Origin of the sequence: Haloferax sp. S1W (assembly GCF_044593955.1) — an archaeon.
In the GTDB taxonomy this organism is placed as follows: Archaea; Halobacteriota; Halobacteria; order Halobacteriales; family Haloferacaceae; genus Haloferax.
The window spans coordinates 962228-977153 of the sequence record NZ_CP172595.1 but is presented as its reverse complement, the minus strand read 5'-3'; the positions used below and the strand labels follow the sequence as shown (position 1 = coordinate 977153).

Annotated in this window: 14 protein-coding genes; 2 read left to right on the top strand and 12 right to left on the bottom strand. The window is 61.9% G+C overall.

The genetic code is table 11. From position 1 onward, the window contains the following. The first annotated feature begins 90 nt into the window (after positions 1-90). Positions 91-3261, top strand: a complete 3171-nt coding sequence (locus ACH9L7_RS05115) for a PAS domain-containing protein (RefSeq protein ID WP_396612657.1) — start codon at positions 91-93, stop codon at positions 3259-3261. Positions 3262-3330: 69 nt separating this feature from the next. Here the strand turns inward: ACH9L7_RS05115 and fba are convergent, their stop codons facing one another. The 9 genes from fba to leuB all read right to left on the bottom strand — a co-directional run bounded on the left by fba (position 3331) and on the right by leuB (position 11610). After that, complete coding sequence (gene fba, locus ACH9L7_RS05110) at positions 3331-4323, bottom strand: class II fructose-bisphosphate aldolase (RefSeq protein WP_396612656.1); 993 nt, start codon at positions 4321-4323, stop codon at positions 3331-3333. Between the two features lie 188 nt (positions 4324-4511). Continuing rightward, positions 4512-4988 carry a PTS fructose transporter subunit IIB gene (locus ACH9L7_RS05105; RefSeq protein WP_396612655.1) on the bottom strand — a complete coding sequence of 159 codons (477 nt, stop codon included), beginning with the start codon at positions 4986-4988 and terminating at the stop codon, positions 4512-4514. Then, complete coding sequence (gene ptsP / locus ACH9L7_RS05100) at positions 4985-6697, bottom strand: phosphoenolpyruvate--protein phosphotransferase (RefSeq protein ID WP_396613223.1); 1713 nt, start codon at positions 6695-6697, stop codon at positions 4985-4987. The genes ACH9L7_RS05105 and ptsP overlap by 4 nt, the downstream gene beginning before the upstream one ends. A gap of 2 nt (positions 6698-6699) precedes the next feature. Further along, positions 6700-6969 carry a phosphocarrier protein HPr gene (gene ptsH1 / locus ACH9L7_RS05095; protein ID WP_396612654.1) on the bottom strand — a complete coding sequence of 90 codons (270 nt, stop codon included), beginning with the start codon at positions 6967-6969 and terminating at the stop codon, positions 6700-6702. Further along, a complete protein-coding gene (gene ptfA, locus ACH9L7_RS05090; RefSeq protein WP_396612653.1) occupies positions 6969-7433 on the bottom strand; it encodes a fructose PTS transporter subunit IIA in 465 nt (154 codons plus the stop codon). Before ptfA ends, ptsH1 begins: the two co-directional genes overlap by 1 nt. 42 nt (positions 7434-7475) lie before the next feature. Beyond that, on the bottom strand, positions 7476-8603 hold the full coding sequence (gene ptfC, locus ACH9L7_RS05085; RefSeq protein ID WP_396612652.1) for a fructose PTS transporter subunit IIC: 1128 nt from the start codon (positions 8601-8603) through the stop codon (positions 7476-7478). Between the two features lie 113 nt (positions 8604-8716). Further along, positions 8717-9625, bottom strand: a complete 909-nt coding sequence (gene pfkB / locus ACH9L7_RS05080; RefSeq protein ID WP_396612651.1) for a 1-phosphofructokinase — start codon at positions 9623-9625, stop codon at positions 8717-8719. Next, positions 9622-10389: an HTH-type transcriptional regulator GlpR gene (glpR, locus tag ACH9L7_RS05075; protein WP_396612650.1), complete on the bottom strand. Its 768-nt coding sequence runs from the start codon at positions 10387-10389 to the stop codon at positions 9622-9624. Before glpR ends, pfkB begins: the two co-directional genes overlap by 4 nt. 246 nt (positions 10390-10635) lie before the next feature. Further along, positions 10636-11610 (bottom strand): 3-isopropylmalate dehydrogenase, encoded by a 975-nt coding sequence (leuB, locus tag ACH9L7_RS05070; protein ID WP_396612649.1) that lies wholly within the window; start codon positions 11608-11610, stop codon positions 10636-10638. Between the two features lie 321 nt (positions 11611-11931). Between leuB and ACH9L7_RS05065 the strand changes: the two genes are divergently transcribed. After that, positions 11932-12471, top strand: a complete 540-nt coding sequence (locus ACH9L7_RS05065; protein ID WP_396612648.1) for a hypothetical protein — start codon at positions 11932-11934, stop codon at positions 12469-12471. 105 nt (positions 12472-12576) lie between these two features. Here the strand turns inward: ACH9L7_RS05065 and leuD are convergent, their stop codons facing one another. The 3 genes from leuD to ACH9L7_RS05050 are packed head-to-tail and all read right to left on the bottom strand — an operon-like array spanning position 12577 to position 14913. Continuing rightward, positions 12577-13185, bottom strand: coding sequence for a 3-isopropylmalate dehydratase small subunit (gene leuD, locus ACH9L7_RS05060; protein ID WP_396612647.1), 609 nt, complete (start codon positions 13183-13185; stop codon positions 12577-12579). Next, positions 13182-14603, bottom strand: coding sequence for a 3-isopropylmalate dehydratase large subunit (gene leuC, locus ACH9L7_RS05055; protein ID WP_396612646.1), 1422 nt, complete (start codon positions 14601-14603; stop codon positions 13182-13184). The genes leuD and leuC overlap by 4 nt, the downstream gene beginning before the upstream one ends. Beyond that, positions 14596-14913, bottom strand: a complete 318-nt coding sequence (locus ACH9L7_RS05050) for a hypothetical protein (protein WP_396612645.1) — start codon at positions 14911-14913, stop codon at positions 14596-14598. Before ACH9L7_RS05050 ends, leuC begins: the two co-directional genes overlap by 8 nt. Between the last annotated feature and the right edge of the window lie 13 nt (positions 14914-14926).

Genomic DNA, 14926 nt, shown 5'->3' with positions numbered 1-14926 from the left:
AGCAGCGGGGCGAACTGCCCGGAACCCCTCCGAACACACGAGTGAGGGGCTGAACATATTAACTACTGCAACGACATACTATTCGATATTGTGGACAGTCTGGAGAAGGAACAACCCGATTCGGTTCACGTCCTCTATGTCGACGACGATGCGTCGTTCGCAGAGACGGTCCAGACGAATCTCCCCCGTCTCGCTTCGAGCATTGAGGTATCTCATTCGAACGATACTGACGCGGCGTTGGAACTGATTTCCCGCCAGACTTTCGATTGTGTTGTCGTCGCGAAGTCGATTGGAACGGACCGTGCACTCGAGTTGGTGAATACGGTCCGCGAACGGGACGAATTACTGCCGACCATACTTCTCACGGAGGAACGAGAAGAGTTGACCGACGAGGAGTTGCTAACGGCGACACTATCCAGCCAGTTCGTACTCCCCGACGAACAGGGTCATACCGAGCGTCTCGCGAGTCGAATCGAGACGCTCGTCGACGCGGCCCGTCACAAACGACGCGCCGGTGCGACGACTGACCGACTCAAGCGAACGCTCGAACGCGCGACTGACGCCATTTACGCGGTCAACACCGACTGGGAAGTCGAGTATCTCAATCAGAAGATGGCGGACCGCGTGGGTCGTGACCCCGAAACCGTCATCGGAACCAGTCTCTGGGAGGAATTTCCGTCTCTCGTCGGAACCGAGTTAGAGCGAAAGTACCGAACCGCGATGGAGACTGGCGAGCCGGTTGCGTTCGAACATCACCTCAAATCACCGTTCGACTACTGGGTCGAAGTCCGTGCCTTCCCGGACGACGACGGCCTGACGGTGTTCTCCCGTGAGATAACCGAAAAACGGGAACGAAAGCGCGAACTCGAACGCAACAAATCGATTCTGGAGAACGTCCACGATGTCGTGTTCGTTCTCGACTCGTCGTACGAAATTCAGTACGCGAACCCTGCTGCTGGGCGTGCCCATGGCCAAGACACGCTCCGCGGGAAAAACATTCTCGAACTCGTGGAGGGCCGCATCCCGGACGAAGACATCCAACGATTCCGCGAGGCAGTCGCTGAGACGCTTTCGGGCATGGACGAGCAGAATGACGGCGGACAGCCAAACCTGTACGACTTCGACCTCCGGATGTCGTTCGAATCGGTGTTCGGACAGCGGACGTTCGATGTTGGGTTGACACCCCTCTACGAATCGAACGAAAATCGGGTGCTCGTCGTCGGACGGGACGTGACCGAGTACCAGGAGATACAGCAACAACTCGAAGAAGAACGGGACGCCCTTCGGTCGGTCCAGCGAGTGATGGGGGACGCCGACCTCTCGACCGACGAACGGGTGATAAAGCTGCTCGAAGCGGGTTGTCGGACGCTCGGACTCGATATCGGCATCGTCTCTACTATCGACGGCACCGACTACGAAGTTCGGGATGTTTACCCGACAGGCGGCGACATCTCCGTTGGCGACCATTTTGACCTCAAATCGACTTACTGCGAGGCGGTTGTCGCCAGCAATGGCGTGTGTGCATTCGTCGATGCGGTCGATGCTGGGCGCGAAGACCACCCGGCGTACCAGAACTTCAAACTGGAGTCGTACATCGGCGCACCGCTCACAGTCGACGGTGAGCGCGACGGGACGGTGAACTTCTCCAGCCCGGAGTCGCGAGACAACGACTTCAACGAGCTAGAACGGACGTTCGTCGAACTGCTCGGTGAACTCGTCAGTGCGGAGTTGACGCGTGAACGGAGCCGAACAAAGCTCGAACAGACGAACCAGCGACTCGAATCGCTCATCGAGGCCGTGCCGATGGCGATTCTGGAAGTCGACAAGTACGGAAACGTCCTCATGTGGAACAACGGTGCCGAAGAGATGTTCGGGTGGTCGAGCGAGGAAGTTGTCGGGACGTTCAATCCGCTCGTTCCGGAGGAAAAGACAGCCGAGTTCGAAGCCCACAGGCGACAGACGTTCACCGGCGAGAACATCCGAGGAAAGGAGATACAGCGGGTGACGAAGAATGGGGACGAACTCGACTTACTCCTCTCGACGGCCTCGGTACCGGGACCGAGAGGAAACGTAGACCGAGTCCTCGCCGTACTCGAAGACATCACCTCGCAGAAACGAATCGAGCGAAGTCTGCGGGAACTCCAACAGACTGCCCAACAACTCACCGTGGCATCGTCCACGGAGCAGGTCGGTGAAATCGCCGTCGGGGCCGCGGCCGACGTACTCGGACTCGAAGTGACGAGTATCTGGGAGTACGACGAAAAAAGCGACGCACTCGTCCCACTCACCGAGACGAGCGCGGCACGCGACCTGTACGGGTCGACGCCGACACTCTCGGGTGGCGATAGCCTCGCGTGGGAGGCGTTCGAGGCCGGTGAGGTCCGTGTCTACGACAACGTTCAGGAACAGGAGGGGTGTTACAACGAGGACACCAAGATGCGGAGTGAAATTGCCATTCCGCTCGGCGACCACGGCCTCTTTCTCACCGGGTCGACGTCGCCACGGGAGTTCTCCGACCGTGACACCGACCTCTTTCGAATCCTCGCCGCGTCGGCCGAAGCGGCGCTCGTGCGAGCGAAGCGAGAAGACGAACTCCGAGAGCAGAACGACCGCCTCGATAAGTTCGCGGACGTCGTCGCACACGACCTCCGGAACCCACTCACCGTCGCCATCGGCTTCCTCGACATGGCCGCCGAAACCGGCGACGAGCAGTACTTCGAGAAGGTTCGGTCCGCGCACGAACGAATCGAGAACCTCATCGAAGACCTGTTGGCGCTCTCTCGCGACGAGCGGTCGATAGACGAGAGTCGTACTGTCGACCTGAGACCGCTTACAGCAGAATCGTGGGGACACGTCGAGACAGACGATGCGAGTCTGGTGCTCGATGAGTCGCTGCCGAGAGTTCAGGGCGATGCAAGCCGGTTGAAGCAACTGTTCGAGAACCTGTTTCGGAACGCAATCGAACACGGCGGCGACGACGTTGACGTGACGGTCGAACGCCTCGCCGATGGGAATGGATTCGCCGTCGAGGACACCGGCGACGGGATTCCTCCCGAAAAGCGCGACGAGGTCTTCGAACACGGAGTCTCCTACGGCAACAACGGAACCGGGTTCGGACTGAGCATCGTCGCCACCATCGCCCGCGAACACGGGTGGGACGTTGCGCTCACCGAGGGGCCAGCAGGCGGTGCGCGCTTCGAATTCAAACCAGGGTACGTCCAGCGTACCGAAGACCGAGAAAAAAAGGGGCAGGCGAACTGAATCGCCAGCCGCAAAAAATCGGTCCCGGCGGCGTTCCAACGACGTGCTTCTTACTGCGTTCGGCGGGAGTTACTTGAAGAGCGTTTGGCCAGCGCTTCCGGAGACTTCGGTCAGACCGGCGTGAACGTCGGCGATGCGAGCGCGGATGTCGCGGCCGACGACACGCGGGTCGAACACCGACTTGTTGGGCGACCAGTCGGTCTCGTTGAAGAACGTGTCGCGGGCGTCTTCGACGTCTTCCGGGGGCACGATGGCGTTCGGGTCGTCACTGTAGAGGTCGTATGCGGTCCGGGTGTACTCGTACTGGTACCGAGTGTCCTTGTTGACCTTGCAGATACCGTGTTTGAGCATCTCCTGCAGTTGGTCGGGTTGGACACCGGACGAACCGTGAAGGACGAGGGGCGTGTCGAGGCCGTGGTCTCGAAGTGCGACGCGAATGTCGTGTGCGAGGTCGGGGCGGAGTTCGAGGTCTTTGCCCTTGGCAACGCCGTGCTGGGTTCCGACGGAGATAGCAAGCAGGTCGGCACCGGTCTTGTCGACGAATTCGACGGCCTGCTCGGGGTCGGTGTAGAACGCTTCTTCGGCCTCGATTTCGTCTTCGACGCCCTTGATTTGGCCGAGTTCGGCCTCGATGAGGATGTCGGAGTCGGCGGCCTCGACCATCTCGACGACCTCTCGACTCGTGGCGACGTTCTCGTCGAACGGTTCGTGGGAGGCGTCGATCATGATAGACGACGGGATGTCGAGTTCGATTTGCTGTTGGATGAACTCGAGGTCCGTCTGGTGGTCCATGTTGAGGAAGACGCCGATGTCGTACTGCTCGGCGATGGTCTCGATGTAGGTCCCCATGGCTTTCAGACCCGCAACCGGGTCGCCGTTGCCTGCGAATTTGCAGGCCCCACCGCTGAGTTGGAGGAGAAGGTCCGAATCCATTCGGTCGGCACCCTCCATGAGACCCATCATGATGTTCGGTTCCGCGATGTTGCTCGCGATGAGACCGAACCCTTCGTCGAGCGCCTCGTCGTACACTGTGGCGAGTTCCTCCCCGCCGTAGAACGGCATTATGCGTTCACCTCGTGTTCGCCAACGACAGCGAGGATAATAATCTATGGGAATATGGTTTCGGTTTTGCGCGTTCGTGTTCGTTCGTTACCGAGTTAATTTTTCGTGCAGCGTGCAGCGACCCGGCTCAGCGGCTGACGAGCGAGTCCTCTGGCTGGTCGAAAGAGACGGGAAAATCGAAAGACGACTCAGGAGAACAGCTTCTTCAGTCGAGCGAACAGCCCCTTCTCCGGGTCGCCACCGCGGCGGACTGGTTGGTCTGCGGACGCCGAGTGGTCGTCGCCGTCGTCGGTCTGTGCGGTGTCGCTGGTGTCGGTGTCGCTCTCGCCGCTTCCGAAGGAAACGTCGCCGGTTTTTCCTTCTTCAACGAGTTCAGCGGTTCGCTGGATAATCTCTTCAGCGTTGTTGACACCGTCTTTCACCGTGCCTTTGACGACGAGTTTCCCGCCGAATCGGTCGCGACTGACCGAGGTGTCGGAGGTGATGATGACAGCGTCGGCGGCGTCGATGGCGTCCGCCGAGAGTTCGTCTTGCGTTCCCATCGCGCCCTGTACTTCGACATCGATGTCGTGGCCGAGGCGCTCGCCGGTCTGCAAGAGGTTCTCGGCGGCCATCTGGCTGTGTGCGATACCTGTCGGACAGGAGGTGACTGCGACGAATTTCATTTGTCTCGTGTTAACAGTTGTTCGACTTCAGTTTTCGTGCTGGCTTCGAGGACGTTCGCGGCGAGCTTCCAAGCCTCAGCCGTGTCTACGTCCGCCACGGCCGCTTTCACGTGCGGCACCGTGACGGCGCTCATGCTCAGTTCGTCGAGGCCGAGACCGACGAGCAGCTCGGTCAGTTCGGGGTCGCCCGCCATCTCGCCGCACATGCCGACCCAGCAGTCCTCGCCTTCGGCGGCCGTGACTGTCGCGTCGATGGCGCGAAGCACGGCGGGTTGTCGGTAGTCACCGAGGTCGGCAACGCGCTCGTTGCCGCGCTCGGCGGCCATCACGTACTGGGCGAGGTCGTTCGTGCCGATGCTGAAGAAGTCGACGTGCGGTGCGAACTGGTCGGCCATGAACGCGGCCGCAGGCGTCTCTATCATGATGCCGAACTCCGGCATCGCGTGGTCGATACCCTCAGATTCGAGGTCGGAGGCGACCGACTCGAACTGCTCGCGCGCCCGACGGAGTTCGTCCACGGTTGCGACGAGCGGAAGCATCACCGAGAGATGCGTGTCGTCTGTACGCCCGGCCGCGCGGAGCAACGCGCGAACCTGCGTTTCGAAGAGGTCCGCGTCGGGACCGAGCGACCGGCGGATTCCGCGCTCGCCGAGGAACGGGTTTTCCTCCTCTGGGAGGTCCAGATACGGGACTGGCTTGTCGCCGCCGATGTCGAGCGTCCTGACGACCACTCGTCCCGAATCGAACGCTGCGAGGGCGTCGGTGTACGCTTCGACCTGTTCATCTTCGTCCGGCGGCGACTCTCGGTCGAGAAAGAGGAACTCGGTTCGGAACAGTCCGATACCGTCCGCACCTCGTTCGACTGCCGGGCCGAGGTCATCGAGCGTCCCGACGTTCGCGGCGACTTCGATTTCGACTCCGTCGGCCGTCTCGACCGGGTCGCTTCGAATGTCGACTTCGGCCTCGGTGGCCGCTGCCGCTTTGGTGTCTTCGGCCGGGTCGGCCACGAGGGTCCCTGCGTCGCCGTCGACGACGACTTCCGTGTCGTCTTCGACTGATTCGAGTTCCTCACCGACTCCGACGATGGCCGGGATAGCGAGCGACCGGGCGAAGATGGCCGCGTGCGAGGTTCGGCCGCCCGCCTTCGTCACAAACCCCGACACGTGAGATGGGTCGAGTTGCGCCGTGTCGCTCGGTGTGAGTCGTTCGGCGAAGACGACGCTCCCCGCTGGGAGTGCCGAGAGGTCAACTCGTTCGCTCCCCGCGAGGAGTCGAACCAGTCGGTCCCGAACGTCTCGCAGGTCGTCGGCGCGTTCGCCCATCCGGCCGCCCATGTTCTCGAACTGGTCGACGAATTCGGAGAACGTCTCGTAGACGGCGTGTTCGGCGGGACGACCGTCGTCGATGGCGGCGGTGACGCCCTCGGTTATCTGCGGGTCGTTCAGGAACTGGACGTGGGCGTCGAACACTGCGGCTTCCTCCTCGCCGACTCGCTCTGCGGTCCGCGCTCGCTCGTCGCGAAGTTCGTCTTCGGCCGTCTCACGGGCCGATTCGAACCGCGACAGCTCCGCGTCCGAATCGACCGTCTCGGGTTCCGGTGGGTCCGGTAACTCGGCGTCCGGCCGGTACCAGACGACAGACCCGACACCGGACAGCGGCGTCACGCCGATGCCGGAGAAGGTTCGTTCGGTTGCGGTCTGGTCTGACATCATCAGTCGTGTCCTTCAGGCGTCGAGAGAACTGCTTCGAGCGCGTCGAGGGCCGCTTCAGCGTCGCTTCCATCAGCCACGAGGCGAATATCCTCGCCGGAGGAGACGCCGAGGCCGGTTACGGCGAGCATGCTCGCCGCGGGGACAAGGTCGTCGGACTCGGCGCGGCCGAGTTGGACAGTGGCGACGAACCCGTTCGCGGTTTCGACGAACCTCGTCGCCGGGCGGGCGTGCAGGCCGTCTTCGGGAACAACAGTAACGACTCGCTCCATCAGTCGATCACCTCGCTGAGGATGTCCTGAACGGTCTCTTTCGTCTCTGCTTCGAGGAGGTCTTCGCGGACTTCCTCGTGCATAAGCGACCGCGAGAGGGCGCTCAGAATCTGTAGGTGGTCCTCGCCACCCTCGGCGGGGACGAGAATCATAAACAACAGCCTCGCGGGCTTGTCGTCCATGGCATCGAAATCGATACCCTCCGACGAGCGGGCGAACGCCACGGTCGGTTGGGTGACAGCGTCGGTCTTCGCGTGCGGAATGCCGATACCGAACCCGACACCGGTCGTCGCTTCTTCCTCGCGTTCGAGGAGTGCTGCGAGTGCCGTGTCGCGGTCGTCGACGCGGCCAGCGTCGACAGCGAGGTCGAGGAGGAACTCGATGGCTCCGTCCTTCGTCGCCGGTGGCTCTTCGAGTGAAATCAATTCGAGCGGAGTGAGTGCGTTGATAGTGGTTGTGTCCATGGTGCTTCGTCGAGTATTGAAAGGTTGGTTAGGTTGTCGTGGTCAGTCGTCCGCTGCCTGTGCTGCCATCTTGGCGTCGAAGTTGGGTTTGATGACCGTCGCGATAACGGCGGTCACGAGAGAACCAAGCAGGATACAGCCGATGAACGCGAACGGCTGGTTCGACAGCGGAACGACGAAGATGCCGCCGTGGGGGGCAGGCATCGTCACGCCGAGTGCCATCGAGGTTGCGCCCGCGACGGCACTCCCGGCGACGATGCTGGGAATGACGCGCGCGGGGTCTGCTGCCGCGTAGGGAATCGCTCCCTCGGTGATGAACGAGAAGCCGAGGAGCATGCCGCTCTTGGCGTTCTCGTACATCTCCGCCGCGTACTTCTGCGGCGCGATGAAGTTCGACAGTGCGAGTCCAATCGGCGGGACCATCCCGGCAATCATGACCGCGGCCATCGGTGCGGTGACGCCCTCGGAGATGAGACCGACGGAGAACACGTACGCGACCTTGTTTATCGGACCGCCCATGTCCGAAGCCATCATCGCCCCGATGAGCGCGCCGAAGACGATGGCTTGGCTCCCGCCCTGCATGTTGCTCAGGAACTGGGTCAGCCCGGCGTTCGCGATAGATATCGGAACACCGAGGACGAACAGCATCACCGGCGTCAACACCGCCGTCGTCAACACCGGAATGATGAGCACGGGCATCATCGGCGCGACGAACTCGGGCACGGAGCGCTGCTTGAACCAGCGCGCCACGATACCCGCGAGGAACCCGGCCACGATAGCGCCGAGATACCCTGCACCGGCGGCCCCGCCTTGCAGGCCGATGACATCACCGGCCGCCTTCAGGACGTTCCCCTGCTGGATGATGTACGAGAGGATAAAGCCCGGAGCGAGACCCGGCCGGTCGGCGATTGCATACGCGATGTACGCGCCGAGAACCGGAACCATCAGGGTCAGCCCCGCGACACCGATTTGCGCGAGGAACCAGCCAGTAGTGCCAGTGCTACTGAATACGTTTTCTACGTTGCCCGAAAGCGAGGCGACCGCGTAGCCCAGCGCCAGAAATATTCCGCCGATTGTCACGAACGGAATCATGAACGATACCCCAGTCATCAGGTCCTCCTTCACCGACGTGAGGTAGGACCGAACTGCATCTTCTGCGTCGTTTGCCATAGTGTTACCACCCCTGCAGAAATCCTACACAAACGAAAACAAAAATACTACCGAATGTGTATATTTATGTCTAAGTTCAGTAGTAACAAACTACTTTGCAAGCACGAAACGAGTTAAATCGAAGTTACGTCAACCTTCGTGTCGGAGGTGAGGACATCATCGAGATGAGGGACACGGGTGCCAGCAACGCTCACTACGCGCGCGGCGGTCAGTACCCCCATACGGAGCGCCGCGTCGGTCCCAAGGCCCTGGTCCAACCCCGCGAGGAACCCAGAGAGAACCGCGTCGCCAGCCCCGACGGTATCGACCACATCGACTTCGAGAGCGGGTACAGACAGCACGTCGTTCTCGCCGACGAGAAGCGCTCCGTCCGCCCCGAGGGAGGCGAGAACGTACTCGAAACCGTGTTCGCGCAGGTCGTTTGCCGCGGCTATCGCGTCGTCCGTCGTCTCCACGTCCCGCCCCGTCGCCGCCGCGAGTTCCGAGCGATTGGGCTTGCAGACGAAGTATTCGGCGTCGAGTTGGGTGAGTGACTCACCGCCCATATCGACCGCCATTCGCCAGTCACCGGCCGCGGCCAGTTCGTCGACGGCAGACAGCGACATGCCCGGTGGGAGGCTTCCGCCGACGATGACTGTCTCTGGTTCGTGCTGTTGAACGATTTTGATCAGTTCATCCACGTGGGCCTCCTGAATGTGCGGCCCGTTGTGATTGAGTTTGTACTCGCCGTCTTCGGCGAGGACGGTCGTGTTCAGTCGCGTCTCCGCGTCGATGTGAACGAATTCGCTCGCGATTCCATCGTCATCGAGTCGACCCCGGATGAAGTTCCCGAAATAGCCGCCGAGAAAGCCCGACGCGACGGTATCGACGCCGAGCGCGGAGACGTACTTGGCGACGTTGATGCCCTTGCCACCGGCCGTGAACACCTGCTCGTCGGTCCGGTGGACGACCCCCGTCTGGAGGGGTTCGTCGAAGCGGATGGTGTGGTCGATAGCGGGGTTCGGCGTGACGGTGAAAATCATTGACCAACTCCGTCAGCGATGTCGACACCAGCGTTTTCGAGTTCGTCGCGAGTCTCACCCTCGAGTTTGGCGTCGGTGATAAACAGGTCCACGTCTTCGAACGACGCGAACTGGACGAAGCTCCGGCGGCCGAGTTTCGACTCGTCGGCGACGAGGACGACCCGCGCGGCCTTCTCGACCATCAGCTCTTTCATCCGGGCTTCATCCTCGTTCGGCGTCGTGAGTCCAGATGTTACGTCGATGGCGTTCGTGCCCAGAAACAGGAGGTCAAAGTTGGTCCGCTGCATGAACGACTCTGCGGTCGGGCCGACGAGCGCGCGCGTCCGTCTACGGAGCGTTCCACCCGTGAGTTTCACCTCGTTGTCCTCCTCGTTCAACTCGATGGCGAGGCGGGGCGAGTTCGTGACGCCGAGGATGCTCCCGTCGTTCGGCACCTGTTTTGCTACCTGCATCGTCGTCGTTCCCGCGTCGAAGAAGACGACCTGTCCGTCGGCGAGTTCTTCGACGGCGTGCGCGGCGATTGCGCGCTTCGCATCGAGGTTCTGTACTTCCTTTTGGCCGTACGTCTGCTCTCGGCCGACGGACGTAACCGGGACTGCGCCACCGTGAGACCGCTCTATGAGACCGCGGTCTTCGAGTTCGCGCAAGTCGCGGCGAATCGTCGCTTTCGAGTATCCGAGTTCACCGGCGAGTGCTTCGACCGACCGGCCATCAGAATCCGAGACGAGTTCGACGATACGGCGTTTTCGCTCTGCTGGTAACATCGATAGCGATTCCTCGTTGTCTACTAGATACGTCGGTGTGTATTGTTAATTGTTTGTGTTGGCTTCCGACCGTATTTGCTCGCTAGAGACTCAATTCACTCAATAACGAAAAACAGTACGACTGAGAAAGGAGTCGAAAGGCGGAGCGAGGAAAGCGATGGCACGGGACGAAACCCGCGGCTCTAGGGTTGAGAAAGCGGGTCGAAAGAAGACGAGCAGCGTGCAGCGACTCGAAGGTCGTGCGACTTACAGACGGTCGAGGATAGCCGCCGTGACCTCCTCGGTGGAGGCGTCGCCGCCGAGGTCGGGCGTCCGTGGTCCGTCTTCGAGGACGCCTTCGACGGCGGTTCTGACCTGCTGTGCCTCGTCGTCGTAGCCGAGGTAGTCCAAGAGCATCGCCGCCGAAAGGATGGTCGCCGCCGGGTTTGCGATTCCTTCACCGGCGATGTCGGGGGCAGACCCGTGAACTGGTTCGAACAGCGCGGCGTCCGGGCCGATGTTCGCCGAAGGGAGCAGTCCGAGGCCGCCGACGAGACCCGCCGCGAGGTCAGACAGCACGTCGCCCGCGAGGTTCGGACAGACGATGGTGTCGAACTGCGTCGGGTCGAGACAGACTCGCGTGGCGAAGGCGTCCATCAGGACCTCCTCGACTTCGACGCCGTGCTCGTCGGCGACAGAGACGACAGCATCGCGGAAGCGACCGTCCGTCTCGCGCATCACATTCGCCTTGTGGGCGACCTGGAAACTGCCGCCCTCGCCGCCGACGTAGTCGCAGGCGTACTCGGCGAGGCGTTCCGACGCAGAGGTCGTCACGACGCGTGTGAGCGTCGAGAGGTCGTCGGAGAGGCGGTCTTCGTGGCCCGAATAGACGCCTTCGGTGTTCTCCCGGAGGAAGACGAGGTCCGTCTCCGGGCGAAGCGCGTCCACGCCGGGGTAGGCTTTCGCGGGTCGGACGTTGACGAACGAATCGACTGCTTCGCGGAGGGGGAGGATGACATCCGCCGCCGTCTCGCCAGCGGCCCCGAACAGGGTCGCGTCGGCCTTGGCCGCGAGGTCGTAGGTCTCCTGCGGGAGCGCCTCGCCGGTTTCTTCCTTCACGTGGTCGCCAGCGTCGGCTTCCACGAACTCGAAGTCGCCGACCGCTTTCAGTACGTCCACGGCGGCCGGGACGACCTCCGCCCCGATACCATCGCCGGGGATAACGACAATCTCGTGAGTCATGCCAAACCGTGGGATGGGCGGCGGAAAGAGTGTGTCGATACCCCCGAAAAACGCCTTTCATCGAGAGTGGATTGCCACCTTCAAAATGACTGCTACCCGAACGTTTTTATCCTCTCCGTGAGAATAATTACATGTAGAAATAGTCTGAAAGGAAATCGGTGTTTTCTTGTATCATGTTCCAGTAGCTATTGCTCCGGAGCGCCGAACTCCGGGAACGACCTGCTCAGTGGGTCGGAATCAGCCGTCTATCGAGCGTCTGCCGCACGAACAGCGACGCGTATAGCCACGCGGCCAGCCCGACTCACAAGCGAACCACTATCCATGTCCGAACACACCCACTCAGACGAGATTACAGCCGAATCATCGACCGGACGACACCTCCCGGACCCGGCGGCGCTCGCCGACCGCGAGGACATCGACTACTGCGAACACACGTTCGTCCACGAAGACGCCGACTTCTGCGAGCGCGACTACGCCGGTCGAGCCATCGTCGGCGTCACGAACGACGCGGGTGAACTTCTCCTTCGAATCCACCAGGAATCCGGGGCTGGTGTCCTCCCGAACGTGAAGATTACCGCTGCCGACGACTACGTCGCCGAAGCCGTTCGGGCAGTCAACGAACAGACCGGCATCGATGTCGAAGTCGAGAGCATCGAGCGCTGCCGTCTCGCCGAACACGATGTCGAAGGCGAGGACACGTCCATCGACGCGACGACTCACGTCGTACTCAGCGCCTCTCCCGTCTCCGACGACGACCCGCACTCTGAGACCGACGGTGTGACCGCCGAATGGCGCGACGCCGTCCCCGACGCGAATGGCGACCATCCCGCCGACGACGACGTGCGGCTGTTCATCGAGTAAGCAGCGGAGCCACACAGCAGCCGCAGCGTCACTCTCACAGTCAGGTCGAAAAGCTCGCCAGAAACAGTGCGGTGCGTCTGCGACTGCCGAAGAAACAGAGACCGGTCAGCCGTCCACGTAGGGGAGGCTGTCTGCCGTGTCCTGTACGGCGTCGGCGTTCGACTTCATGAGCGCCGTCGTGTCCCAGACGCCCTCGGTGAGCGCCTTCCGTTGTGCGTCGTCGACGGTCACGTCCACGGTGGTATCGCCGTAGGTGACCGTCTCGTTTTCCACGTCAACGTCGATGTCTGCGTCGGGGTTCTCGTCGACCCAGTCCTGCAGTTCGACGATGGTGTCGTGGTCGGCGGTGACCGTCGGGATACCCAGCGCGAGGCAGTTGCCCGCGAAGATTTCCGCGAAGGACTCGCCGATGATGGCGTCGATGCCCCAGCGCATGAGCGCCTGCGGGGCGTGCTCGCGCGACGAACCACAGCCGAAGTTGGCGTTGACGACCATGATAGAGGCCTCCTGGAAGTCCGGCTCGTTCATCGGGTGGTCCTTGGGGTCGTCGTTCTCGTCGTACCGCTTGTCGAAGAACGCGAACTCGCCGAGGCCGTCGAACGTGACGACCTTCATGAACCGCGCCGGGATAATCTGGTCCGTGTCGATGTCGTTTCCGCGGATGGGAACGCCCGTCCCCGAGGCGGAGTCGATTTCTGGAATTTCGTCGGTCATGCTTCTTTCACCTCCTTCAGGTCGCGCACGTCAGTCACGTGGCCGGTCACGGCCGCCGCGGCCACCATGCGCGGGTTCATCAGCACGGTCTTGCCGTCTTTCGAACCCTGCCGCCCGATGAAGTTCCGGTTCGACGAGGACGCCGAGGCTTCGTCGCCCTCCAGTTGGTCTTCGTTCATACCGAGACACATCGAACAGCCCGCTTCGCGCCACTCGAATCCGGCTTCTTCGAACACCTCGTCGAGGCCTTCCGCTTCCGCGGCGGCCTTGACGCGCTGACTACCGGGAACGACCATCGCGCGGACGCTGTCGGCGACCTGTCGACCCTTGACGACCTCCGCAGCACGCCGCAGGTCGGGCATCCGAGCGTTCGTACACGAACCGAGGAATGCCACGTCGATTTCGTATCCCTCCATCGTCTGGCCGGGTTCGACGCCCATGTGTTCCTGCGACATCCGGGCGGTGTCCTGCTTTTCTTCGGGAAGGTCTTCCGGTGCCGGGATGGGCTGGGTGATGCCGACGCCCTGTCCGGGCGTGGTCCCCCACGTGACGACGGGTTCCAGTTCGGAGCCGTCGATGGTGACGACATCGTCGTACTCGGCGTCCTCGTCGGAGCGGATGGACTCCCAGTACGGCTTCAGTTCGTCGAACTTCTCGGGGTTCTCTTGGAAGTAGTCGGTCTGCTTCAGCCACTCGTAGGTGGTCTCGTCGGGGTTGACGTAGCCCGCGCGAGCGCCGCCTTCGATGGACATGTTGCAGATACTCATCCGACCTTCCATGTCGAGGTTCTCGATGGCCTCACCGGCGTACTCGTAGACGTAGCCGACGCCGCCTTCGGTTCCGAGGCGACGGATGATTTCCAGCACCACGTCCTTGGCTTCGACGCCGGGACCGAGTTCGCCCGTGACCTCGATTTTGCGAACCTTCTTTTTCTCCATCGCAACCGTCTGAGTGGCCAGCACGTCGCGAATCTGGCTCGTCCCGATACCGAACGCCAGCGCGCCGAACGCGCCGTGGGTCGAGGTGTGGCTGTCACCACAGACGATGGTCATGCCGGGTTGGGTGAGTCCCTGCTCCGGCCCGATGACGTGAACGATGCCCTGGTCGCCCGACGTCGGGTCCGAGAAGTTGATGCCCGCGTCGCGAACGTTCTGTTCGAGTTCGGACATCATCTCTTCTGCGGCGTCGTCTTGGAACGGCCGCGACTGGTCCGACGTGGGGACGATGTGGTCTACCGTCGCGTGGGTCCGCTCGGGATAGGCGACTTCCAGGTCGCGTTCTTGGAGCATCCCGAATGCCTGCGGGCTCGTCACCTCGTGGATGAGGTGCAGACCGCAGAACAACTGGGTCTGGCCGGTCGGGAGTTCCGAGACGGTGTGTTCCTCCCAGACTTTGTCGTACAGCGTTCCCTCACTCATCTACGTCACCTGTTTTCGCTCGGGTCCGGTCTTCCGACTCGGTGTGGCGACGGCCGGTTATCTCTGTGCGTCCACGGTTCCAGACGCGGTTCGTTCCGTCACCGTGTGGCGGCGTGTGGTCCACGTCTTCCATGGTGTCGGACCCGCCGGTCATCGCCGGGGACGACTCGGACGGGTTCACGGCACCGCCGTCGGTGACGGCCGGGCCGCGTTCGTAGACCGTCGTGAAGGTCTCTCCCGTGTAGGGATTGGTGTGGCTAACATCTCGCATGCGGGTCGGTGTGTCGTTTCGGTTCTCGTTTCGGGTCATGGTGCTGAAGTAG

What these genes read in the sequence shown, in the direction of transcription:
- fba (WP_396612656.1), bottom strand. Translation starts at nt 4,323, where the DNA reads ATGCCGTTCTACGGCGGGGAGGAACTCGCCACAGTGTACGACGAGGCG.
- ACH9L7_RS05105 (WP_396612655.1), bottom strand. Translation starts at nt 4,988, where the DNA reads ATGAAATTCGTCGCAGTCACCTCCTGTCCGACAGGTATCGCACACAGC.
- ptsP (WP_396613223.1), bottom strand. Translation starts at nt 6,697, where the DNA reads ATGTCAGACCAGACCGCAACCGAACGAACCTTCTCCGGCATCGGCGTG.
- ptsH1 (WP_396612654.1), bottom strand. Translation starts at nt 6,969, where the DNA reads ATGGAGCGAGTCGTTACTGTTGTTCCCGAAGACGGCCTGCACGCCCGC.
- ptfA (WP_396612653.1), bottom strand. Translation starts at nt 7,433, where the DNA reads ATGGACACAACCACTATCAACGCACTCACTCCGCTCGAATTGATTTCA.
- ptfC (WP_396612652.1), bottom strand. Translation starts at nt 8,603, where the DNA reads ATGGCAAACGACGCAGAAGATGCAGTTCGGTCCTACCTCACGTCGGTG.
- pfkB (WP_396612651.1), bottom strand. Translation starts at nt 9,625, where the DNA reads ATGATTTTCACCGTCACGCCGAACCCCGCTATCGACCACACCATCCGC.
- glpR (WP_396612650.1), bottom strand. Translation starts at nt 10,389, where the DNA reads ATGTTACCAGCAGAGCGAAAACGCCGTATCGTCGAACTCGTCTCGGAT.
- leuB (WP_396612649.1), bottom strand. Translation starts at nt 11,610, where the DNA reads ATGACTCACGAGATTGTCGTTATCCCCGGCGATGGTATCGGGGCGGAG.
- ACH9L7_RS05065 (WP_396612648.1), top strand. Translation starts at nt 11,932, where the DNA reads ATGTCCGAACACACCCACTCAGACGAGATTACAGCCGAATCATCGACC.
- leuD (WP_396612647.1), bottom strand. Translation starts at nt 13,185, where the DNA reads ATGACCGACGAAATTCCAGAAATCGACTCCGCCTCGGGGACGGGCGTT.
- leuC (WP_396612646.1), bottom strand. Translation starts at nt 14,603, where the DNA reads ATGAGTGAGGGAACGCTGTACGACAAAGTCTGGGAGGAACACACCGTC.
- ACH9L7_RS05050 (WP_396612645.1), bottom strand. Translation starts at nt 14,913, where the DNA reads ATGACCCGAAACGAGAACCGAAACGACACACCGACCCGCATGCGAGAT.